The sequence below is a fragment of the Alkalicoccus halolimnae genome (genome assembly GCF_008014775.2).
Classification (GTDB): domain Bacteria; phylum Bacillota; class Bacilli; order Bacillales; family Salisediminibacteriaceae; genus Alkalicoccus; species Alkalicoccus halolimnae.
Genome location: NZ_CP144914.1, coordinates 373,020 through 396,543, shown reverse-complemented (window position 1 = coordinate 396,543; position 23,524 = coordinate 373,020). Strand labels below are relative to the sequence as shown.

The window sequence follows — 23,524 nt, the reverse complement described above, 5'->3', positions numbered from 1 at the left end:
AGCTGAAGGAATTTCATAATACTTCTGAACTGTGAAACACGAATCGTGCAGAAAAATTCTGCTTTGGTGGCTCTGAAAAGAGCTTTTAACCGAGCCTTATCCTATTATCCGCTGCCAGCTCGTTCAATCTGAATAAGGCTATTTTCTCTACTTCTTTAAGAGCTGTCGTTTTTTCTTTCTCCGCGGATTGATGAATACGTCTCTGCATGGAGCTGATAATTTCTATTTTTGTTTTTCCTTTGACAGCCATGATAAACGGAAAGCCGAACTGATCCGTATACTTCCGATTCAAAAAAGAAAGCAGGGAAAACTCTTCTTCTGAAAGGTCGTTTAATCCCGCCTGTTTCTGCTCAGCAAGGGAGGATGCTGTTACTTCGAGTTTTGTTCCGAGATCAGGATGGGCGCGGAGAAGAGAAAGCTGCAGGTCTTCTTCCGCTTCCCACATGACGCGGAGCAGAACATTTTCCATGCCCTGCTTGTCCTCAAAAGGGTGCTCCTTCCAGCTTCTTTCCGCCACCCAGGGGGAGTGCTCAAACACACGGCCGATTTCGTTAATAAACGCTGCTTTCTGCATATTATTGATTTGATCTATCGAATACATACAGTTCTCCTCCCATTTTAAACGCCTGCTTTTGCTGCAAGATCCGGAATGCGGCTGATCAGTCTTTTCACAGCTCCATCCGCTTCTCTCAGTACGATATCTTTATCAACGGTTTTCAGCTGATGGTTTTCCATTACAATCTTTCCATTAATAATCGTTGTCTCCACATCAGCTCTTGTTGCCGAATAAACGATACGGGAAATCGTATCCACATCGTAGGAGGGGTAGGTATGAAAATCATTTAAATTAAGCATGACCAGATCTGCTTTTTTCCCTACTTCCAGACTGCCGATTTCGTGCTCCATCCCCATCGCTTTTGCTCCGGCAATAGTTGCCATACGGAACACCGTTTTTGCATCCATAGCAGTCGGTCCATGCTCCGGTTTATGAATTAAAGCAGCGAGGCGCATTTCGTTCATCATATCCAGATTGTTGTTACACGGGGCTCCATCTGCCCCGAGGCTGACGCACACATGCGCATTCAGCAGGGAAGGAATATCAGCGACACCTGATGCGAGCTTCAGATTGGAACCAGGGCAGTGGGTGACATTCACCCGTCGTCTGCGGATAATTTCTTTTTCTGCTTCATCCAGCCAGACGCAGTGGGCTAAAATCAGCCTCTCGTTAGCAAGTCCCAGATAATTCAGGTACTCCACATTCCGCATGCCCGTCTCCGCTTCCACAATGGCAATTTCCCCGCGGTTTTCTGAGGCGTGGGTGTGTACGAAGGCTTTGCTGATTTTCGATAAGGAGGCTACCTCTCTAAGCAGTTCCTCTGTACAGGAAATAACAAAGCGCGGAGAGTACGCGTACTTAATACGTCCGTTATCTTTACCGTGCCACTTTTCCATAAGATCATTGCTTTCCTGAAGGGATGCTTCCGTCGTTTCCTGAAGTGCTGCCGGCACTTCCTCTCCTTTATCCATCATGACTTTCCCGGAGAGCGCCCGTATCCCTGACTGTTCAATGGCTTGAAATGCCGAATCGGTATGATGGACCGTCTCCATATCTACGATCGATGTTGTACCACTGCGGATCATTTCTCCTAATCCGAGCATTGCCGAGTAATAAATCGAATCGGCGTCGTGGGCGGCTTCAAGAGGCCAGATACGTTTTTTCAGCCAGTCCATCAGTTCCAGATCGTCTCCCTTTCCACGGAAAATAGTCTGGCAGAGGTGGACATGTGTTTGAATAAATCCCGGCGTAATCACTCTGCCCGAAGCATCGATTATCCGGTCTGCTTTTGGGTAGTGAAGGTTTTTACCTATATCTTTAATCGTATCCCCTTTAATATAAATATCTCCTGTGAATACCTCTTCCTGTTTGTTCATCGTTATCAGTTCAGCGTTTTTAATGAGCAGGGATTTCATCGGGTGCCTCCTTATCCTTCGGTTTAAATGTACGTTTTCTTGAAAATAAAATCTCCATATATGTTGAACTTAATAATTAGTCTCTGCTTCTGTAACCAGCCGCTTTCGTTTCCATGGGGCGCAGGGCCGTTTTGGGATTCTCTGGAAGGCTTGCGGTTTCTGATGAAAAAAACTACGGAAAAAGGCATTCTTTACTGCCTTTTTCCGTAGTCAGGATTTTACGGTTCCTGTTAGAGACCCTGCACCCATATCGTACAGGTTATACGAAAAATCAAACTTGGATATGAAATTACGGGCTCTGTTCAAGTGGTCCGGAGTATCGATATCAAACGTCACCATCGCTTCATTCACCTCATATTCAATTACCGGAAGCTGTTTAAGCATCCTCCTCCCTCCTGCATCTTCACTCAAAGGGAATGATTTTACCGCATGGACATTCCCGAGAAAAACGGGATGGCCCGGCACGCCTTTGTAGACAGGACGGATGGCAAAAGGTTTTTTCCCTTCTTCCAGCTGCTTTCTTCCTCCTTCCAGTATGCGATCGATAATAGGCGGAGGGAGAAAGGGCTGATCTGCCAGCATCACAAGGACGCTTTTAGTAAGATGATGAACGCCTGCCAAGCCGGCCTGGAGGGAGCTCCCCTGTCCTTTTTGATAATGTTTGTTATATATGACTTTCACCCGGGGATGACGGACCAGTTCTTCTACTTGTTCTGCCTCATGTCCGGTTACAATAATAACTTCATCCATGTGACTCAGGGCTGCATCCCTCACCCAGAGAACCATCGGCTTTCCGTTCAGCTCCGCGAGCTGTTTTGTACTCCCCATTCGTGTTGAAGTTCCTGCAGCTAAAATGACTGCACACGTTTTCAATGTCATCTTATTACCCCACTTCCTGAAGTGGTTTTGATTCCGTCTTTTTTTGACGACGGGTCTGAATTAATTCGGCTGCAATACTGATGCTTATTTCTTCCGGTCCATCTGCACCAATATCAAGCCCTATTGGGGAATGAAGCCAGTCAGGAAGATCCGTGCTGCCCGCCAGGCGTTCAGTCCTCTTTTTCGGACCTAAAATCCCGAGATAGGCAAGATCCTGTCTGTGCAGCAGATGCTCCATGATCGTTCTGTCATCTTCAAAGCTGTGCGTCATAACAAGCACGTAGCTTTCTCCCGTAATGGTTTGCTCTTTAAAAAACTGCCGGGGGGACATGCATTCAAAACCCGAGGCATCCGGAAAGTGAGCGTTATGACACCGCGAAGGCCTCGGATCAACTACGATGACATCAAAATCAAGTGCCGCAGCCTGGCGGACGACAGGCTCTGCATCCCGCCCGCCTCCAAATACAAATAACTTTTCCCTTGGTTCATAAATTTCCATAAGCAGATAAGGTTCCTCCCAGTTTAGTAAAGAAGCCGCTTTTCGTTCCTTCCACTGAAGCTCGACTTGTTCCTGTTCTTTGCTGTTCAATTCCGCTTTCCCAGGGGGGCCGCGCCTGAAAGTCACCACACTTTCTCCCTGCTCCAGTTTTTCCAGAATCGGTTTCCATACATCAAGCTGTTCATTCCAGCAGATGCGCTCCAGAAATAAATAGATACAGCCGTTACAGCCTGCTCCTTTACCCCATCCTGAATCATCTTCTCTTCGCATATCATAAATATGAAGCTCCGGATCTCCGTGCTTCATCACACTTTCAGCACGATGGGCCAGATCTTCCTCCAGACAACCTCCGCTGACGAGGCCTGTTTCCATCCCGTTCCTGCGAATCAGCATTTTGGCGCCTTCCTTACGGTAAGCAGAACCTTCTACATGGACAACTGTTGCCATAACAAATTTTTCATCCGGCTTTTGCCTGATAGCCTGCAGAAATCCATGCATTTCATTCATTGTTTCCTCCTTTCCTCTTCCAGACGCTTAAGCACCCGCTGAATTCCTCCATAACCGGTACACCGGCATATATTTCCGGTCAGGCATTCTTTCAGTTCCTCTTCTGTCGGATGACTGTTTTTCTCAAGTTCGCCTTGAAGAGAAATGACCATGCCCGGTGTGCAATAGCCGCATTGCAGTGCTCCTTCTTCCAGAAATGCATTGGTTATTTCCTTATTTTCGATTCCTTCAATCGTTTCAATACGCATGCCTTCACACTGATAGGCCATCGTCAGACAGGAGTTGAACGGCTTTCCATCCAGCAGCACCATACAGGCCCCGCAGCGGCCAACCCCGCAGGAAATTTTCGTGCCAGTCAGGTCCAGATCGCAGCGCAGTACGTCCACGAGACGGCGGGATGGTTCAATTTCAAGTTCGTAGGATTTTCCGTTTACAGTAAGCCTTATGGCTGCTTTTTTTCCCACCGTTAATTCTTCCGCATTTATTGGCTGACTCATCCAGTCTGTTCCTCCCTCGTTTCTTCCGACATCAGTGCAAGCAGTTCTCTTTCATCCACCAGCTCTTCTGCCTGAAGAGGAAGAGACGAAATTCTGACTCCTGTCGCTGCGTGTACTGCCTGGATAATCGCCGGGGCTAGCGCAACGGATCCGATTTCACCTACCCCTCTTGGTCCGTAGTTATCCCCTTCCGCAAGTTCTTCTACGGCATCGACTCTCTGTGTATCCGGAACATCGCGGATAGTCGGAACAAGGTAGGTGTCCATATTAGGGGTTTCGTAACTGCCATTTTTCATTATGGCATCCTCAGAAAGAGTAAATCCGAGAGCCATGATGCTGCCGCCTTCGATCTGACCCAGATATCCAATCGGATTGATAACTTTTCCAGCACTTACCGCATGATCGGCTCCGGTAACGCGTACAGATCCTGTCAGTCGATTCACTTCCACTTCTACTACTACTGCTGTAGAACCGTACAAATAGTGTCCTCCAGTCACAGCATCCGGTGTTACAGGGAAATGAAATTCCGTTTCTGAGACAATTTCCCCGCCGGCAAGATCTTTATAGCTGCACACAAACGTTTCTTCTTTCTGTCCTTTTTTCCAGATTCCGCCTCTTCCCGTCTGCATGTTTTCCTTCGATTCGCCTGTGAGGGCCGAAGCGGCTCTGTAAAGCTTTTCTTTAAACGGCTGCTTCATATTTTGAAGAGCTTTCCAGACCATGTTCGTTGCTCTGGAAGCTGTTGTTGATCCGCTTGACGGTACGAGAGCCGTGTCTCCAATCGTGATTTTCGTGTCTTCCGTACTGCATTTAAACGCTTCGGTCAACATGATTTCCATTGAACTGATCAGTCCCTGGCCGCACTCTTCAAAGCCGAAAGCGGCTTCGATTTTTCCTGATTCGGACAGCTGAAGGCGCCCTCCTGAAGGATCGGGAATTCCGTAGCCCAGCCCTGATCCATGCATGGCAAGTGCTGCGCCTCTTCCTTTAACAATCCACGGTTCTTCTCTGTCCCGCTCCCTGGAAGGCTTCTTCCAGAGGGGGGACTGCTGGATCGCTTTCCAGACCTGTCGAGGGCCGTCATTAGGAACAATGCGCTGGCCGAGCGGCCCGTAATCATGAACCTGTCTCAGGTTTTTCCGGCGGATACTCCATGGGTCCACGTTCAGTTTTTCTGCTATGCGGTCCATCTGGCCTTCCAGTGCGAAAATAACCTGATTGCCCCCAAAGCCCCGGAACTCTCCGGAGATGCCGTTGTTTGTGTAGACCGCTTTACCGTTCACTTCAACATGGGGAATATCATATCCGCCAATCGCATGTTCCGTTGCAAAATTCAGGACCGGCCCCCCGAGCGTAGCGTAAGCTCCTGTATCTGAGATGATGGAAACTTCGTGAGCGAGAATGCGGCCGTTTTTATCCGCTCCTGTTTTCATATGAATTTTCATCGGATGTCTTTTTATGCCGGCCCGGACCGATTCCTCCCGGCTGTAGTGTATCTTGACCGCCCTGCCCGTCATCACTGCCAGCAGGGCACCATACGGCTGGACATTCAGCTCATCTTTCCCGCCGAAAGATCCTCCAATCGGACTGGAAACAATGCGTATCTGCGCTTCCGACCATCCGAGAATTCTTGCCAGCTGCATTCTGTCTTTATAGCCGTGCTGGGTCGGAGCAAATACCGTAAGAGAACCATCCTTTTCCGGTACAAACAGTCCGCCTTCGGTTTCCATAAACACATGCATCTGCCTTGGTGTATCATAAGAATCTTCCACCACAATGCTGCATTCCTTCAGCACATGCTCCGTTTCCCCACGTTTATAGGACGTGGTATGCAGGGTGTTCCCCTCTTTATGCAGCCGGGGGGCATTCTTCTGCAGGGCCTCTTCCGGGGAGCTGATGACTGGAAGGGGCTCTGTTTTTATACGAATGAGAGAAGCCGCTTCTTCCGCTGTTTCCGGTGATTCAGCAGCGATGGCGGCGACGGCATCCCCTTCAAAGCGAATAAGATCTTCACAGAATACAGGCTGGTTCGGATCGGCAATGCCGAAACCATTCAGACCGGGAATATCTTTACTTGTTAAAACAGCATGCACTCCAGGAAGGGCTTCTGCTTTTGACGTATCCACTTCAATAAGTCTTGCGTGGGGAAGGCCGCTTCGTTTTATCTTTCCATATAAACAGCCCTCTGTTTTCATGTCTGTTAAATATTTAAGCTGCCCTGTCACCTTTTCAAGCCCATCCGGCCGAACTTTCCATGGATGCGTTGTCGTATGACTATTTAGAAGCAACTTGTTCACACCCTTTCCTGTACCATTCGCTTACAATCAGATTTGCAGCGACGCGCTTTTTGTAAGCTGCTGAAGCAAAGACATCCGATGGGGGATTGAATTCTTCTTTAATCTGCTGGTGGACGAGTGCCGGAAACAGGTTTCGTGCATATGATTTCTTGAAGAGTGCTTCTGATTTACGGAGTCTTACCGGGATTGCATTTCCTCCGCCTGCTGCAAGTGCGGCTTCGATCACATCTCCGTTCTCATCACAGCTGATACGTCCCGCTACGGATACCTGGGAAGGAATAAAAGTTTCCCGCCTGCCTGTTTTCATATAAAACATAACCATATTTGCATAGTCTTTCTGCAGCGGCAGGGAAATCCCGACCAGGATTCTGGATTCCTTCTTGACTGTCTGAAGCCAATCTTCCAGCATTTCTTCCACGGTGCTGTTTCCGTCGAACCAGATGAGTTCTGCATTGTAAATGAGAAGAGAAGGAAGCGTGTCCCCGATCCTGGTCAGCACGTTGCCTCCTATAGTTGCCTGATTTCTGATGGAAGGCGCCGCCGTTCTTGCACATGCTTTCGCAAGCTCGGGAAGCTCCTCCTGGATCAGCGGATCTTCTATTAAAGCAGACAACCTAGCAAGTGAACCGATAAATATAGAATCTCCTCTTTTTTCTGCGGAACTGCTTATTTCAGGAACCGACTCCAGAGATATCAGCTGGGAAGGACGGTTCAGCGTTCCTGCCTCCCATTGAGTACGGAGCCATGTTCCTCCAGCTACAAAACAACAGTCATCCTGATAGTGCTGAAAAAGCATCCAGGCCTCTGATAAAGCTGCCGGTTTCCAAACTTGCTCCGTTTTAATCATCAGCTTTTCCTCCTCAAATCGATTTTCCACGACACTTTATCCTCCAGTGAGAACAATACTGTTTTTAAAGGTATATGCTGTACTGTAAATGCTAATTGTCAGAAAATAAAGATTTTCGTTAAATAACCTCACCTGCTTTTTTCCTTTGTCAGAAAGCTTTCCATTGTCATTTTTTATTGAAGGAAGGCCGTTTCAAAAGAAAACCACAGTCTTAATTAGACACTTTCTACAGGTTGATTGTTTGTATTCATCATTCTGCCTAACGACATTCCTGTCTGAAAAAAGTTATAATTACGGGCAATGAAGAATCACCCTCTCTGTTTAAAAGCTTTGCTTTCTACAGCTGCCACAGGGTTAAAGGAGGAATTTCTATCGATTCGGTCATCTATACTCAGGAGGATGTCAGAATGAAAGGATCACGAACCGGTATTCTTTCTGGAAAAACGTTTACTGTAAAAGATGTATTCTCTGTAGAGGGGGTTACGAATACAGCAGGAAATCCGGATTGGTTTCGTTCCCATCCGCCCGCAGTTAAAACCGCCTCCTCGCTATCAGCTTTATTAAAAGAAGGGGCTGACTTAAAAGGCCTGACATTGACGGACGAACTGATGTACAGCCTTCACGGGGAAAATATCCACTATGGGACGCCTGAAAATCCAAGGGATCCGGACAGAATTCCAGGCGGCTCTTCCAGTGGTTCTGCCGCTGCCGCCGCTGCGGGACTTGTTGATTTTGCATTAGGAACTGACACGGGAGGTTCTGTCAGGATCCCTGCCGCCTGCTGTGGAGTGTTCGGAATCCGCCCTACCCATGGGAAGATACCGATCGAAGGAGTGATCCCCCTTTCGCCTTCTTTCGATACAGTTGGATGGATGAGCCTTTCCTCTGAAATGCTTGCAAAAGTCGGAGAAGTTCTGCTTCCCTCCACTATGGAAAAGCCTGTTTCCTTAAAACCGATAAAACCTGAGGAAGCATGGGAAGCTGCGGACAGTGCCACTGCCTCTTTTCTCGCTCCACTGGTCTCCGGGGCGGAGGATATTTCTCTTACTCATGAAGGGTCCCTGGAAAACTGGGCGGAAATTTTTCGGATTATCCAGGCCTTCGAAATCTGGGAAGCCCACGGATCCTGGGTGAACCAGCAGCAGCCTGCCTTTGGACCAGGCATTAAAGAGCGGTTTGAGGCAGCTTCCAAAGTTACGAAAGAAGAGGCGGAAGCCGCACACATTAAAAAAGAGAAGATCCGTCTTCTGCTGACAGATCTCCTCGCCGACGACCATATGCTTGTGATGCCGACTTCCCCCGGACCGGCACCTCTGCGGAATCTTGCACCGGAAACAGTCGACCACATTAGAAAAAGAAGTTTCCAGCTCTGCTGCATTGCGGGACTTGCAGGTCTTCCCCAAGTGTCCGTTCCTGTCAGAACACCCGATGGATTTATCGGCCTGTCTGCTGTCGCCGGACCTGGAAAAGATAAATCACTTCTGAGATGGGCTTCCTATATGGAGGACATGTCATGGAACTTTTAAACAGGACTCTTTACCTAACCCGCTGAACATATACCGTTCTTTTTCCTTAGTTTTCCTTTAAAAAGTTTTAACTCTCTTTGCGTGAGGAAATATGACATTCAACAGCTGTTTTTGGCTGAATTTCCTCATGAAAGGAGAGAAAAGCTTGCAGACGACAGAGAATATTGAAAAAACCATGCTATTAACACACGGTTACTGCTTCGAAGAATATAACCGCTCTCTTGATAAAAAGATTATAGTGGAAAAGAACCGCGCACAGGAATACCAGAAATCAAAAGCTGTCACTTATGAAGCCAACAAAAAAATGCGCTGAATATAAAACTGCTGCCTCGTTTCATGTGAAACATGGCAGTTTTTTTGTGCTTATAAAGAAAGGGGAAATTTTGCAGACGGGAGAAAACATGAATTAAAAGAACTTTTTCGGAAATTAATAGAACCAAAATAACAGAACCGCGCGGAATTAAAAGAAACTCCCCGCCTGTTTAAGAATACCGCGGCCTGAATAAACAAAACTTCTTCCTGAATCAACAGAACTGAAGCAGCAATTAAAAGAACCTTCTCCCACCGCCCAAATCCCTCGAAGAAGCTGTTCTTTTTCATCGTTCAACTCGTTACGAAAGGAATCCGGATTCCTTTGTCCTTAACCTGAAATGAGAAATCAGACGATTGTACACTAAAAAGTAATCATCATTATACCTATAATTATTGAATAATAAGGTTTCTTTATGCTTAAAAACAGGTAAAGAATTACTAACTTTGGAATAAGGAGGAGAATAAACTATGAATGAAGTAGGCACACAGTTTCAAAACCTGCTGGGCGATCTGATTTCCGGCCTTGCAAACGTTGTGGTCGCACTCCTGTTACTGCTGCTTGCCTGGATAATTGCGCTGGTCGTTAAAAACCTGATCAGTAAAGGTCTGAAAAAGGTGGGAGCCCATCGAGGCCTGGCAAAAACACCGCTTATCAAAGATGAAGAGCAGGGAGCAGCCATTTTAACATCCGTTGCCAAAGTCGCTTATTTCCTTGTTTTCCTGTTGTTCCTACCGAGTATTCTCGACGCTCTCAACATGGAAGCTGTTTCCGGACCGATAACGAATATGATGGAGACTTTCCTCGCTTTTCTGCCTAATCTATTTGCTGCCGCTCTTATTCTTATCATCGGTATCTTCGTTGCACGTCTCGTTAAAGACCTGGTTTTCCGACTCCTTGAAAGTCTGAAAATCGATCATTGGTTTAATAAATGGACCAAATTCGAAGATGATCCCAAAGATAAAGATTCTTCTGTTAAACTTTCCTCTATTCTGGCTAACATTCTTTTCATTCTCATTCTTATTCCCATTATCACCGTGGCTCTTGAAGCACTCAATATCCAAATGATTTCAGAGCCGATCAACAACGTATTTAATACGATTCTCAGTATGATTCCAAACGTATTCGTTGCAATAGCTCTCGTACTCGTTGGTTACTTTATTGCAAAGTTTATCGGAGATCTGCTGAAAAATCTGCTCGCCCGGACCGGTATCAACCGTGTATACAGCTTTTTCCAGATGGAAGGCCCATCCAAATCTTCTCTGCAGCTTTCCAACATACTTGGCCAGGCTGTAAAAATATTGATAATTCTCTTCTTCACAGTAGAAGCATTGAACGTGCTGCAGCTGGAGGTATTGAACAATATCGGAGAAGCCATTCTCACCTTCCTGCCTCTTCTCGTTAGTGCGCTGATCATTCTGCTGCTCGGTTTGTTTGCGGGCCACTACCTCGGCTCTCTTGTGAAAAAATACGCTGACAGCGCTTTTTATTCGGCCTTAGTTAAATATACAATCATCGTGTTTGCTGCATTTATGGCGTTCGATCAGATGGAATTCGCTTCAAATATAGTTAACAGCGCCTTCCTGCTCATTCTTGGTGCTCTGGCCGTTGCCTTTGCGATTGCCTTTGGTGTGGGAGGCAGAGACTTTGCACGGGTGAAACTTCAAGAGCTTGATAAAAAAATGAAGAAAGAAAGCAGTAAACCAGGCAATCCAGCTGCCGCTCCTGATGATTCATCAACCGGATCCAGTCCAGGCACGCGGAGAACGGATGTCCATGATCCCGGCATTCCTCGAGATGAAGGACCTGGTTCACATGATCCCGGCATATAAATACTAAGCAGCTGCTGTGGAACTGGAACGAAGTTTAAAGAACCTGTCAGACATTTCTGCCTGTCTGACAGGTTTTTTCCGTTTAACGCCTTTCTACCGTCCAATAGAAAACATTTCTTATCATGTCCCCCCCTCCCGTTTTTTTACCTTCTGCACTTTAATTTCCCCATTAATCTTCGGCCGTTAAATATGATATTAAATACCTATGACAATTAACTCATTTATTCAACAGCTGTGAGACCCTTTTATTCTTATATTCATATCATTTCGAAATTCGGAAGTTTTTGTACCCGAAATTTATTTATTTTGCTGATGCTGCTTAAAATAAATCAATTCTCTCGTGACTTTGTTCCCAGTTTTAATAAAATATTTCATTTATTCATTATAGGGAATAATGTCTCATTTCCTTATTTTCACTGGATTTCCATTTTTAAAAGATGTAAAATTCTAAATATTAGGGCAGAGAAAAGGGAATTGAGAGGGGGTACTTAGTCACGTTCTGCCGTTAAAAAAAATACATAAAGGGGCTTATAACTTATGAAACAGAGAGTTCGATCTTGTTTTATTTTCGTATTAATTCTTCTGCTTTCTCTTACCGGTTTCAGCGGAACAGGTCTTGCTGCAGGAACGAATCAGACAGTTACCGAAACTCCTGCCCAGCTGGATGCCGACTATTCTTCTTCGGAAGCAGTCAACGTTATTGTAGAAATAGAGGAAGAATCCATTTTACGCTCCAAACAGCAGGGGAACAGTCAGTCTAAAGAAAATCTCGCTGCTGTAAGAGATCAAATTATTTCCGAAGTTGCAGACGCTGCTTCTTCCAGCGAAGTAAACCGGGAATATGATTACTTATTTTCAGGCTTCTCATTGGAAGTATCTCAAAATGAACTTCCAGATGTGATGGAAGTGTCCGGTGTGAAAGCCGTCTACCCGGATGAAACTTATGAAGTAGAGTTTGATAATGAAACAGAAGTGCTTGATCCTGAAACTTTCAGCCCTGCCATGATGGACAGTGCTCCATTTATTGGTGCTGACGAAGCATGGGAAAGCGGATATACGGGAGAGGGAGTTACCGTTGCAGTAATTGATACGGGCGTTGACTACACTCACCCGGATTTAGCTCATGCTTTCGGCGAGTATAAAGGATGGGATTTTGTAGATAATGATAATGACCCGCAGGAAACTCAGCCGGGCAATCCTGATGGAGATTCCACCCTTCACGGTACACACGTTGCAGGAACGGTTGCAGCGGACGGCCTTATTACAGGGGTCGCTCCTGACGCAACTCTTCTCGGATACCGCGTTCTCGGTCCTGGCGGAAGCGGGACGACGACCGATGTAATCGCCGGCATTGAACGTGCGGTCGAAGATGGTGCTGACGTTTTAAATTTATCACTCGGCAATACGCAGAATAACCCTGATTTCGCTACGAGTATCGCACTCGACACAGCGATGGAAGACGGAGTTGTTGCGGTATCATCCAACGGAAACAGCGGTCCAAATAACTGGACTGTCGGCTCTCCCGGGACTTCCCGCGATGCTATTTCTGTAGGTGCTACACAACTCCCATATGATCAGTATGCCGCAGATATTTTCACTTCTGAAGGCGTAGACTACCCTTCTTCCGAAGTTATGGGCTTTCCAGATGTAGATCAGCTGCTTTCTCTAAATGAAGGAGAATATGAATTTGTTGATGTCGGTCTGGCAGGACCGGAAGACGTTGAAGGCGTAGATCTTGACGGAAAAATCGCGTTAATTTCACGCGGCGAATATGCATTTGTCGATAAAGCAGACACAGTTGCCGAAGCTGGCGCTGCCGGAGCTGTTTTATATAACAATGTGGAAGGCACAATGCCGGAAGTTCCAGGCATGGCCGTACCTACTGTCATGACGACGCTTGAAGACGGCGAAAAACTTCTCGCAGAGCTTGAAGCAGGCAATAACACGATCAGCTTTGACATTGAGTTTGACAGAGAAATTGGTGAAACGATGGCAGATTTCTCTTCACGCGGACCGGTTATGGACACGTGGATGATTAAACCGGATGTCTCTGCTCCTGGTGTTGCCATCGTCAGTACGATTCCTACACACAATCCGGACGCTCCTCACGGGTATGCTTCCCTTCAGGGTACAAGCATGTCGGCCCCGCACGTAGCAGGTGCTGCGGCGCTGATTCTTGAAGCCAATCCGGAATGGAACGTTGATTATGTGAAATCTGCTTTGATGAATACCGCAGAAAATCTTTATGATGCGGACGGGAACCTTTATCCGCACAATACTCAGGGAGCAGGAAGCATCCGGGTAGTTGACGCAATTGAAACGGAAGTGCTCGCTGTCCCAGGAAGTCATTCTTTCGGAGTATTTGATAAAGATAACGGGAAGCAGGTCGAACGTCAGAAATTCACGGTTCACAATCTTTCTGACGAACGCAAGCGATATTCTTTAGACTTTACCGGACACGAAGGTATTAAAGTACAGACAAGCAACAATCTGCAGGTCCAGCCCGGGCGCACACAGGATATCAATTTTGGTGTCCAGATTGATGCAAGCGGTGTGGAACCAGGATATTATGAAGGTACTTTCCTTCTAAGCAATGATGAAGAAACGATTGAAGTACCAACGATTCTTTTTGTTCAGGATCCTGACTTCCCACTTCTTTCAGCCCTTTCTCTTGAAGTAGATGGTGCTAATCTCACAGGAACTGTAAATGTGCCGGGTGGAGCGGACGAATTTAACCTCCGTATCCGCGATGCAGACACAGGAGAGCTTCTTGAAGAAACGGCTTTTGCTGAAGACCTTGACCGCGGCATGCACAGCTTCACATGGGATTTGACGATTGACGGCCAGCCGCTCACTCCGGGTGGATATCAAATTAACGCCTATGCTTCATTGGGCGATACGGAATTTGAAATTCCCGGCGGCGTACTGACTATCGAAGAATAACGGCTGCAGCCAACGTCCTCCCCTTACCACTTTTCTAATTTAGATTTTGATTTTAAAAAGAGCTGTTCCAGAGGTCGATTGTTATCGACAGGAACAGCTCTTTTTCTGTCATAAATGGAAGATCGATCCGTTAATGGAAGAGCGGAAAAACAGTCTGCCCAATAGAAAAACCTTTTCCAGCCGAATGGACTGAGGGCCGGAAAGCGTCCTCACGGAAACAAAGGCTCCCGTTTATCGAAGCAGCTAATCCAAGATAAATAGTTCAAATAATATAAGAAGAAAATTACACATACGAAAATGTTTAATCGTGCACAGAACCGAAAAAAACCCTTACCTCAAATTAATGAGGCAAGGGTCTATTCTTTATGCTTCTATTAAAGCATCTGGCTGATGGATTTCGGCAGCAAATACTGCAGAAGGTAATCCGGTCCGCCTGCTTTAGAGTCGGTACCTGACAGCTTGAAACCGCCGAATGGGTGGTAGCCGACAATAGCTCCTGTACAGTTACGGTTGAAGTAAAGGTTACCTACGTGGAAGTTTTTCTTAGCATATTCCAGGTGATCCACGTTATTGGAGATAACCGCTCCGGTAAGTCCGTATTCTGTGTTGTTTGCAATATCAATCGATTCTTCGTAGCTCTTCGCTTTGCATAGAGCAAGAACCGGACCGAAAATTTCTTCTTTCATAATCCGTGCTTCTGCATCTACGCTTCCGAAAATCGTCGGCTTAATGAAGTAGCCTTTGGAGTCATCCGACTCGTCTCCGGTAAGAAGTTTACCTTCTTTTTTACCGATCTTAATATAGCTTGTAACTTTGTCATAAGCTTTTTGATTGATAACCGGACCGAGGTAATTATTGTTGTCTTCGGTATCGCCGAGCGTCAGCTTTTCTGTTTCTTCTACTACACGCTTTTCCACTTCATCATACAGATCCTTGTGGATGACGGCACGGGAACCGGCAGAACATTTCTGACCGGAGAAGTTAAATGCAGCCGTTACAATTGCATTTACAGCCGTCTCAACATTTGCATCCTTATCGACGACGACCGTATCTTTTCCGCCCATTTCAGCAAGCACACGCTTCAAATGCTGCTGACCTTCCTGAACTTTGGAAGCACGCTCAAGAATACGCAGGCCGGTCGCTTTGGAACCTGTAAAGGTAATAATTGACGTATCTTTATGATCGACGAGGTGATCCCCGATTTCATGCGGTTCGCCGGGCACAAAGTTCAGTACGCCGTCCGGCACTCCTGCTTCGCGCATAATATCTACGAACTTCGCAGCGATAATCGGAGTCGGCTCTGCCGGCTTCAGCAGGACCGTGTTACCAGCGACAAGCGGCGCTGCGGTAGTTCCCATCATGATTGCTGCAGAGAAGTTCCATGGCGGAATCGTAACAGCCACTCCTGCAGAAGTATAAATATACTGGTTGCTTTCTCCATCACGACTTTCGATCACCTTGCCATCTTTCAGCTCAATCATCTGACGGCCGTAATATTCAAGGAAATCAATTCCTTCTGCTACTTCGATATCCGCTTCCACCCATGGCTTGCCGGCTTCTTTTACTACAGTAGCCGAAAGTTCATGTTTGCGGCGGCGCATAATAGCCGCAGCGCGGAAAAGAACTTCAGCGCGGGCTACAGGATTTGTCTGGCTCCACTTTGGAAATGCTTTTTTAGCAGCTTCAAAGGCCTTATCAATTTCTTTAGGAGAAGCTTTTGATACACTGCCGATCTCTTCGCTGATATTACAAGGGTTAATACTGACGAGCTTATCCTTTGTCGTTACTTCTTTTCCATCGATAATGAGCGGATATTCTTTGCCGATATCCTTTTTAACTACTGCCAGTGCTTCGAGAAATTCCTTTTGATTTTCTTCCTTCGTAAAGTCTGTAAATGGTTCGTGTTTATAAGCTGTATACATACATGTCACTCCTTTTAATTAGTAAAATTATTTTGCCAGTACCGTTTCAATTTTGCTCAGTGCCCAGTCGAGATCTTCTTCTGAAATAACGAGAGGAGGCGCAAAGCGAATAACATTCGTCTGGGTTTCCTTACAGAGCAGGCCTTTTTCTTTCAGGCTTTCACAGTAGGAACGGGCCGGTTCACTCAGCTCCACTCCTATAAAGAGTCCTTTGCCGCGGATTTCTTTGATCATTGGATTGTCAATTTTGCGAAGACGATCACGGAAATACTCTCCGAGACGCCGCGAACGATCTGCGAGCTGTTCCTCTTCCAGAACATTGAGGGCGGAAACAGCGACAGCGGCTCCCAGCGGATTTCCGCCGAAAGTGGAGCCGTGGGATCCCGGATCAAACACTCCGAGGATATCCTCATCAGCGGCTACACAGGAAATCGGGAAGACCCCGCCTCCGAGAGCTTTACCAAGGATGTACATATCCGGCTTTACCTCTTCCCAGTCACAGGCAAACGTCCGACCGGTGCGGCAGAGGCCGGTCTGAATTTCGTCGGCAATAAAGAGGACATTGTTTTCTTTACAGATAGCCTGCGCTTCACGCAGAAAACCTTCCGGCGGAATCACAACGCCGCCTTCTCCCTGAATAGGTTCAAAAAGAAAAGCTGTCGTGTTCGGGGTGATCGCATCTTTCAAAGCTGCTGCATCACCATAGGGAATTGTTTTAATCCCGGGAAGCATCGGGCCGAATCCTGTCGTATCATTTTCCTCCGCCGCCAGGGAAACAGCAGTCATCGTACGGCCGTGGAAATTCCCGTGACAGCCGATAATTTCCGCCTGATCTTTAGGAATTCCTTTCTCCTGGTAGCCCCAGCGGCGCGCCGCTTTTACAGCTGTTTCAACTGCTTCAGCTCCGGTATTCATCGGCAGAACCAGCTCTTTGCCTGTCCATTCACTTACTTTATCATAAAAGAAACCGAGCTGGTCATTATGAAAGGCGCGGGACGTGAGCGTCACTTTATCTGCCTGGTCTTTCAGTGCCTGAATAATTTTTGGGTGCCTGTGTCCCTGGTTCAAAGCAGAGTAGGCACTCAGCATATCAATGTAGCGGTTGCCTTCCGGATCTTCCACCCAGACTCCTTCCGCTTTTGATATCACAATCGGCAGCGGATGATAATTTCTCGCGCCATGTTTTTCTGTATGTTCAATGATTGAAGACGTATTTGTCGAAGTTGTCATGTGAATCACCCTTTCCTTTAGTAGTCATTCTCCACTGTTTTTACAGTTGCAAGAATAATGCCAACAATAAAACAGCTTAACGAAAAGGCTTTCAAACCTTCGGACGCAAAATTATTTTTCATAAGACAACTAATTAAACTTAAAATTTTTGCGCTAGATACGTATTTTGCTTATGCCCAGTTTTTTCATCCGGTACTGCAGACTCTGTCTGCTTAACCCAAGAGCGTCTGCTGTTTCCTGCACACGATAGTCAAATCGTTTTAAAGCCTGCTGAACGAACACTTTCTCTTTTTCGTGAAGAAAGTCTTTCAGATGCGGGAGTTCTTCCTTCTCGGGAACAGCGCTTTCTGCCGGCTGGGAAACAGAGAGCCTCCTCCGCAGCTGAAGCGGCAGGTGGGAGGTTTCAATCCGGTCTTCTGCAGTTACTAAATTCATCGAACCTTCAATAACATGTTCTACTTCTCTCACATTTCCCGGCCAGTGGTAATCATAAAACAGGTTTTTCACTTCGGGACTCAATGCTTTTACTTCAAGCTGGAATAGATCATTATACTTGTTTATAAAATGCCGGCATAACGGCTCAAGATCTTCCATGCGCTCCCGTAGAGGGGGGATGAATAAAGAAACAACGCTGAGCCGGTAGTATAAATCCTTGCGCAGCCGTCCGTGGGTCACGGCATCGACTGGATCCTCATTTATCGTTGCCAGCAGACGGATATCGATTTCCCTTTCTTCCGTATCGCCTACCCGGCGTACTGATTTTTCCTGAATCACACGCAGCAGTTTTGACTGGAGATCCGGTGGCAGGGAATTAATTTCGTCTAAAAGCAGCGTCCCTCCTCCTGCCTGTTCAAAAAGACCCGGCCGGTTTTCCGCACCGGTGAAAGCACCCTTTTTCGTACCAAAAAGAATGCCTTCAATCAGACTTTCCGGAAGGGCAGCACAATTCTGGCTGATAAACGGCCCGGAGGAGCGGGCGCTGCCGTTGTGTATGCTCTGTGCAAACAATTCTTTGCCTGTTCCTGTCTCTCCTGTGATAAGTACCGAGGATGTCGTCCGGGTCGCTCGCTTGGCATGATCCACTACTTCCTGCATGCCGGCGCTTACTCCGATCATATCATGAAAATTGTAGCGGCGGCTTCCATTTTTCATGTTTTCCTGCACGAGCTTTTCCAGTCTCGTAATATCCTTTGTCACTTCCAGTGCTCCAATAATTTCTCCTTCGTACCGGACGGGAAAGGTATTGTGGATCGCCGTAATTTCCAGACCTTTATTGTTTAAGTAGGTCTGTTTCACATTCCTGGATTCGTGCCCTTCCTTTAACGCTTTCTGGAGGGTACTGCCCTGCCCTTCAGAAAATTCGAATAGTTCTCCCACCGGTTTATTAAGTACTTCTGCCGGTTTCATATTTTCAATTTCAGAAATTTTTTCGTTATAAATGATTGTTCGTCCTGCTGCGTCGATAGCATGAACACCGACATCTATTTCTTCCATTAACTTTTCAAAAACAATTAATTTTTTTGCGTCAACAGGCATAACACTCCTCCAAATGACAATTTTTTTGTCATTTTATCAAAAGCAGCCCGGGAAAGCAAAAAGAGCTGCCTTAAAAATTTATTAAGGACAGCCCTTTTTATTTACAGTACTGACAGCATTCGTCGTTATAGCAGGAAAACTTCAGGTGAAGCTGCCGGGAGGATTCTTAAGACAGCGGTCCTCTACTTTCCGGCGTGCTCTTTCACAGGGAACCAGCCCGGTCTGTTAACTATTGCTGTCCATAACGATTCCGGAACGACAAGCTCTTCCCTGTCATCTACAGAAAGCTCCGTCCGGATATCTGCTTCGCGGCCGGCTTCCACTTTCTCGACCCAATGAGGTTCGACGATCAGCTCCCGGCCGAGAGCGATAAACGGAGTGCCGCTTTCCATTGCCTTTTCCACATCATCCGGCGTGTGAAGAGAGCCGACTCCTACAACAGGAATCTCTTCACCGACCGTATCCTGAATCATCTGCACGCGGGAACGCTCATCTGTTTTATCACGCATCGAACCTGCAAAGAAATCCATTACGGAAGTATGCAGATAATCCAGATCTGCAGCTGCGAGTTCCTTTATCAGCTGAAGGCTATCTTCCATCGTAATGCCCGGCTCCTCTATTTCCTCGGGGGAAATGCGGTAGCCGACAAGGAACTTATCATCCGCTTCTTCTGCTGCTTTTAATACTTCGTGCACGACAGCCATAGGAAACCGCATACGTTTTTCCAAGGTGCCTCCCCAGGCATCCTGTCTTCTGTTGGAATGCGGAGAAAAGAACTGCTGAATCAGATAGGTGTTTGCTCCGTGGATTTCCACCCCGTCATAGCCTGCACGGATCGCTCGTCGGGTTGCATGTCCAAAAGCCTGGATTATCTCCAGTATTTCATCTTCGGAAAGCTCCCGCGGAACGACAGCTCCTTCGCGCTCCGCCGCTACCGCACTGGCACTTACCGGCTGTTCATCGGGAAGAAGTTTCGGTGGTGCCATTCTTCCACCGTGAAAGATCTGCAGGACAGCTTTTGCGCCTTCTCCTTTAATCGTATCGGCCAGTTCACCGAGACTCTCAATCAGCTCGTCGCGGTCGACGCCGATTTCTCCGGGGAAGCCTTTACCGCCCGCTGTAACATTGGCGCAGGCGGTGATCACGGTACCCGCTCCACGGGAACGCTCCCGGTAATATTCCCGTTCTTCCGGCGTTGTTTCCCCAGTATCTGCTGAAGCGAAATTTGTCATCGGGGCCAGCATGATTCTATTTCTAACTGCTGCTCCGTTTTTAAATGTGTAAGGTTCAAGAAACTTTCTCATCTTTATCTCCTCCTGAATGTCATTCACTTTCCCTTCTATAGTTTAAGAGAAAAAGTCAGTGGAGGCTAATGATCTGCCTCCCTCTCTTCTCTTACCCTCTCTGTTTTGAAAATGTGCAGGTTTTGATACTTTTACATATGACTGCAGAGAATTTAGAAGTCAGAAGACCATTTTTCAAAGCCCGGGTTTGAAAATTTCTTCTATAAAGAATCCATTTCATATAAAAACCGAACAAAGTTTATGACCTTCGTTTCAGCTGGACACTTTGCTCGGACTTCCACGAAAGAACGAAGCGGAGTATTTACATGTATCGAACCCGGTCTTTAAAACAGCTTATAAAAAAAGACTAAACGACATTATCTGTCATTTAGTCTTTCTCTATACGCAGCAGTTCTCCGAATGTTTTCTCAAGTACGGGAAATATATGCTTCGTCTTCCAGACATCGAAAGAAAGCCTGCTGCAGATCAGGAGAAAAGGCTCCCTTCGTTTCCTCAGCCAGCTTTTCAACCGCTTCTTCCGGAGAAAAAGCATCCCGGTAAATTCTGTCTTCCGTAAGCGATAAATAGGATTCTGTCAGCCCGAGCAGCTGCGCTGACAGCCGGATCGAATCTCCCTCCAATCCGTGAGGGTAACCGCTCCCATCACAGCGCTCGTGATGCTGCTGAATAGTTTCTTTCACCCGGCGTACATTGTCATCTTCCGGGATAAGGTCGGCCGCAAACTTACAGTGCTTCTGGACGACGACCTGCTCGTACGAACTCAGTCTTCCTTTCTTCTCATAAAGATAGTCCGGAAGCTGAATACGGCTGACATAATGCGCCATGGAAATAAGTTCGATTTCCCATTTATGAAGAAGCGGCTCATCAAAATAATTTGCTGCTTTATTCATAAGCATGCTCATATCGTCAATTTCCTTTTTATCAATCTGGGTCCTTGCTTCGACAATCGGAATGAGAGACTGGAAAAGAGAAACGACGTAGGCATTTTTTTCGTACACGACTTCTTTTTTAAAGCGGGCCTCTGCGATTCCCATTTGAGAAACGATCAGAAAACCGAGTATAAAGCTGATGACGAGAAGGATATAATAATTCATCCCCGGGGTTTCCCCTTCGTTGATCGTTGTGAATATTTCTATCAAGGGACGGTTTGTAACATAAAAAATGTAAAAAGAGGCAAAGGCGATGCTCCACCACATGTAAAGTTTCAATGGTACTCCAAGAGCCAGGGTTACAGGGAAAACGAGCAGATAGACCCAGAGCTCCTGAGAAGCAAATGGATTAATCACAGGCAGCAGCATAAATATAATTAAGAGAATCGGAGGATACAGAACTTTGCTATACGACGAATAAGTCGTGATTAATTTCATCACAAAATAAAGCATCCAGCAGATTCCGATATAAATGAAAGAGCCGAAAAACGGCTGATCCGCTGCTGACGGAGAAAATAAATGCGTTTCTGCTAAAAGCAGGAAACTTACGACACTTACAACAGCTGCTGTCCAGAAAATGGTTTTTTCCCTCAAGTAATCTTTATCTGTATGCATCATGAAGACGTTCTTTTTAGTTCGAGGCATCGGGATGATTGGAATTAAGCAGATTATGCTTAAGCCCGAACTGGACAGCCTGTGAACGGTTTGGCTGACCAGTCTTTCGAAGAATCTGGCTGACGTGGCTTTTCACTGTTGTTTCCGAAACGAGCAGCTTATCCGCAATTTCCTGATTGCTTAAATTTTCTGCGAGATGACGATAAACTTCTTTTTCCCGCGGCGTCAACTTGATCAGCGTTTCCGGATTTTCTTTTAAATTACTGACGTTCGGCTGAAAATGCGTTGCCCCGGAAAGCACTTCCTGAATCGTTTCAATTATTTGGGCAGGCGGCGTATCTTTCATCAAATATCCGTCTACTTCATTCTGCATGGCCCGATAAATGTCACCATGATCATCGTAGGCTGTTAATACGACGATTTTTGTATGCGGATATTTCTCTTTAATAACTGTCGTACTTTCCAGTACAGACATCCCCGGCATTTTCAAATCTGATAAAATTAAATCCGGCTGAAATTCCAGAGCTTTTCGAAGCATTTCGTCTCCATCATTTGCTTCTTCAACTTCTTTAATAAAATCCACCGATTCCAGGATCATGCGGATTCCGTCTTTGACGATCTGGTGGTCATCTGCGATTAGTATTTTACTCATCTTTTCCTTCTCCTCCTCTGGGAATAATACATTCAATGAATGTGCCCGTATCTTTTATGCGGTGATACGATATATATCCGTTTACATCTTCTATACGCCGCTTCATTCCTGACAACCCGTAATTTTTCTCATTGGAAGCTTCCTGTATTTCTGCCGGAAGACCGATGCCATCATCAGTAATACGCAGCTCCCACTGAACAGCATTTACCTGCAGGTCGACATCAACATGAGAAATTTTCCCATGCTTAAGCGCATTACTGATTATTTCTTCCACGACGTGATAGATCGTTTCTTCTACGAGCAGCTTTTCGTTTACTACTCTTCCCTTCGTATGAAAACGGTACGTGACAGGGTGAGGAGCCAGCCTTTTCGCCAGCATATTTTCCAAAGCTTCAAATAGTTCCGTTTTTTTGTGATCCCCTTTTAAATAGGCGATGTAGCTTCTCGTGTCTGACTGCACTCTTTGCACAGCTTCTTCCAGTTCTCCGAGCTTGACGTATGTTTTATCTTCCTTCGTTACAGCAGCCGGAAGCGACATGCGCAGTTCAAATGTTTTTGCTGATATAAAAAACAGCTGCTGAGCCAGGCTGTCATGGATGCCCTGAGAAATGAATTCACTCCATTCCGCTTTCAGTGCTTCTTCCCGCTCCTGCTTTGTCACGAGGAAATGATGAATGAACTGTACGTGCCGGAACATTTGTTTAATGGACGTTTTTCTTGTTAACAGAAGAAGCGGAAAAACAGGTTTTTTCAGCACGACAAAAACACGTCCGCACGGAAAAAGCTGAGCTCTCGTTTCAGCACCGGTTATGGAATGGTAGTAAAAAATTAACGGTCTGCTCTCCCGGAGCAGTCCCTTATCGTCCAAATTTTCCATGATATACCGGTGTTCATGGGTTAACGCTTCCGGAAATTCTTCTGGCATGATCGTCAGCACAGGTGTTTCCGGAAAAAGTTCCTGCACAAAAGCTGCAAACTTTTTCTGAAGCTCCATAGGAGAGGCCGCTGTTTCCATCCCTCCCCTTCCTTTTTCTTCCTTTTTATGCAATTGACTTTCCCGCAGAAGAACCAACGGATCCTCTCCTCCTTTTTTATGCGGCGACCAGATAATTTTTCCACTAAATAGAACAATTATGCAATTTTTATATACCTGTTCATCTTATATACGGTAATTTCTTCTACATTCTATCGCTTAGAAGCTGAAATCACAATAAAAAACCTATGTAAT

Annotated in this window: 17 protein-coding genes, 1 pseudogene and 1 riboswitch; of the genes and pseudogenes, 4 read left to right on the top strand and 14 right to left on the bottom strand. The window is 46.2% G+C overall.

The annotated features are described in order from the left end of the window. Positions 1-85: 85 nt before the first annotated feature. From uraD to FTX54_RS01750, 7 genes and pseudogenes are all read right to left on the bottom strand, one after another. Positions 86-601 (bottom strand): 2-oxo-4-hydroxy-4-carboxy-5-ureidoimidazoline decarboxylase, encoded by a 516-nt coding sequence (uraD, locus tag FTX54_RS01775; RefSeq protein ID WP_147804173.1) that lies wholly within the window; start codon positions 599-601, stop codon positions 86-88. Positions 602-618: 17 nt separating this feature from the next. After that, positions 619-1,971, bottom strand: a complete 1,353-nt coding sequence (locus FTX54_RS01770) for a 5'-deoxyadenosine deaminase (RefSeq protein WP_147804174.1) — start codon at positions 1,969-1,971, stop codon at positions 619-621. A 187-nt stretch (positions 1,972-2,158) separates the two neighbouring features. Further along, positions 2,159-2,258, bottom strand: a riboswitch (purine riboswitch). Positions 2,259-2,352: 94 nt separating this feature from the next. Continuing rightward, positions 2,353-2,850 (bottom strand): annotated as a pseudogene (locus tag FTX54_RS16775) (nucleotidyltransferase family protein); the annotation flags it as partial. A gap of 4 nt (positions 2,851-2,854) precedes the next feature. Further along, positions 2,855-3,856: an XdhC family protein gene (locus tag FTX54_RS01765; RefSeq protein WP_147804175.1), complete on the bottom strand. Its 1,002-nt coding sequence runs from the start codon at positions 3,854-3,856 to the stop codon at positions 2,855-2,857. Further along, a complete protein-coding gene (locus tag FTX54_RS01760) occupies positions 3,853-4,353 on the bottom strand; it encodes a (2Fe-2S)-binding protein (protein ID WP_147804176.1) in 501 nt (166 codons plus the stop codon). The genes FTX54_RS01765 and FTX54_RS01760 overlap by 4 nt, the downstream gene beginning before the upstream one ends. Next, positions 4,350-6,641: a xanthine dehydrogenase subunit D gene (gene pucD / locus FTX54_RS01755; RefSeq protein WP_147804177.1), complete on the bottom strand. Its 2,292-nt coding sequence runs from the start codon at positions 6,639-6,641 to the stop codon at positions 4,350-4,352. The genes FTX54_RS01760 and pucD overlap by 4 nt, the downstream gene beginning before the upstream one ends. Continuing rightward, positions 6,628-7,497: an FAD binding domain-containing protein gene (locus tag FTX54_RS01750; protein ID WP_147804178.1), complete on the bottom strand. Its 870-nt coding sequence runs from the start codon at positions 7,495-7,497 to the stop codon at positions 6,628-6,630. The genes pucD and FTX54_RS01750 overlap by 14 nt, the downstream gene beginning before the upstream one ends. Before the next feature lie 317 nt (positions 7,498-7,814). Here FTX54_RS01750 and FTX54_RS01745 point away from each other — a divergent pair, with 317 nt between their 5' ends. From FTX54_RS01745 to FTX54_RS01730, 4 genes are all read left to right on the top strand, one after another. Further along, positions 7,815-9,023, top strand: coding sequence for an amidase (locus tag FTX54_RS01745; protein ID WP_422387426.1), 1,209 nt, complete (start codon positions 7,815-7,817; stop codon positions 9,021-9,023). A 145-nt stretch (positions 9,024-9,168) separates the two neighbouring features. After that, positions 9,169-9,336 (top strand): hypothetical protein, encoded by a 168-nt coding sequence (locus FTX54_RS01740; RefSeq protein WP_187254591.1) that lies wholly within the window; start codon positions 9,169-9,171, stop codon positions 9,334-9,336. Positions 9,337-9,803: 467 nt separating this feature from the next. Continuing rightward, entirely contained in the window at positions 9,804-11,165 is a 1,362-nt protein-coding gene (locus FTX54_RS01735) for a mechanosensitive ion channel (RefSeq protein ID WP_147804180.1), read from the top strand. 537 nt (positions 11,166-11,702) lie between these two features. Further along, positions 11,703-14,108 (top strand): S8 family serine peptidase, encoded by a 2,406-nt coding sequence (locus FTX54_RS01730; protein WP_147804181.1) that lies wholly within the window; start codon positions 11,703-11,705, stop codon positions 14,106-14,108. A gap of 374 nt (positions 14,109-14,482) precedes the next feature. On the opposite strand, the gene pruA is transcribed toward FTX54_RS01730, so the two are convergent. The 7 genes from pruA to FTX54_RS01695 form a co-directional block, all read right to left on the bottom strand. Continuing rightward, positions 14,483-16,030 carry an L-glutamate gamma-semialdehyde dehydrogenase gene (pruA, locus tag FTX54_RS01725; protein WP_147804182.1) on the bottom strand — a complete coding sequence of 516 codons (1,548 nt, stop codon included), beginning with the start codon at positions 16,028-16,030 and terminating at the stop codon, positions 14,483-14,485. Positions 16,031-16,057: 27 nt separating this feature from the next. Beyond that, positions 16,058-17,260, bottom strand: a complete 1,203-nt coding sequence (locus FTX54_RS01720; protein WP_147804183.1) for an ornithine--oxo-acid transaminase — start codon at positions 17,258-17,260, stop codon at positions 16,058-16,060. 153 nt (positions 17,261-17,413) lie between these two features. Continuing rightward, a complete protein-coding gene (locus FTX54_RS01715; RefSeq protein ID WP_147804184.1) occupies positions 17,414-18,796 on the bottom strand; it encodes a sigma-54 interaction domain-containing protein in 1,383 nt (460 codons plus the stop codon). A gap of 182 nt (positions 18,797-18,978) precedes the next feature. Next, a complete protein-coding gene (locus FTX54_RS01710) occupies positions 18,979-20,100 on the bottom strand; it encodes an NADH-dependent flavin oxidoreductase (RefSeq protein ID WP_147804185.1) in 1,122 nt (373 codons plus the stop codon). A gap of 407 nt (positions 20,101-20,507) precedes the next feature. Then, entirely contained in the window at positions 20,508-21,647 is a 1,140-nt protein-coding gene (locus FTX54_RS01705) for an HD-GYP domain-containing protein (protein ID WP_187254592.1), read from the bottom strand. A gap of 13 nt (positions 21,648-21,660) precedes the next feature. Then, positions 21,661-22,296 carry a response regulator gene (locus tag FTX54_RS01700; protein WP_147804187.1) on the bottom strand — a complete coding sequence of 212 codons (636 nt, stop codon included), beginning with the start codon at positions 22,294-22,296 and terminating at the stop codon, positions 21,661-21,663. Next, complete coding sequence (locus tag FTX54_RS01695) at positions 22,289-23,368, bottom strand: sensor histidine kinase (RefSeq protein WP_147804188.1); 1,080 nt, start codon at positions 23,366-23,368, stop codon at positions 22,289-22,291. Before FTX54_RS01695 ends, FTX54_RS01700 begins: the two co-directional genes overlap by 8 nt. Between the last annotated feature and the right edge of the window lie 156 nt (positions 23,369-23,524).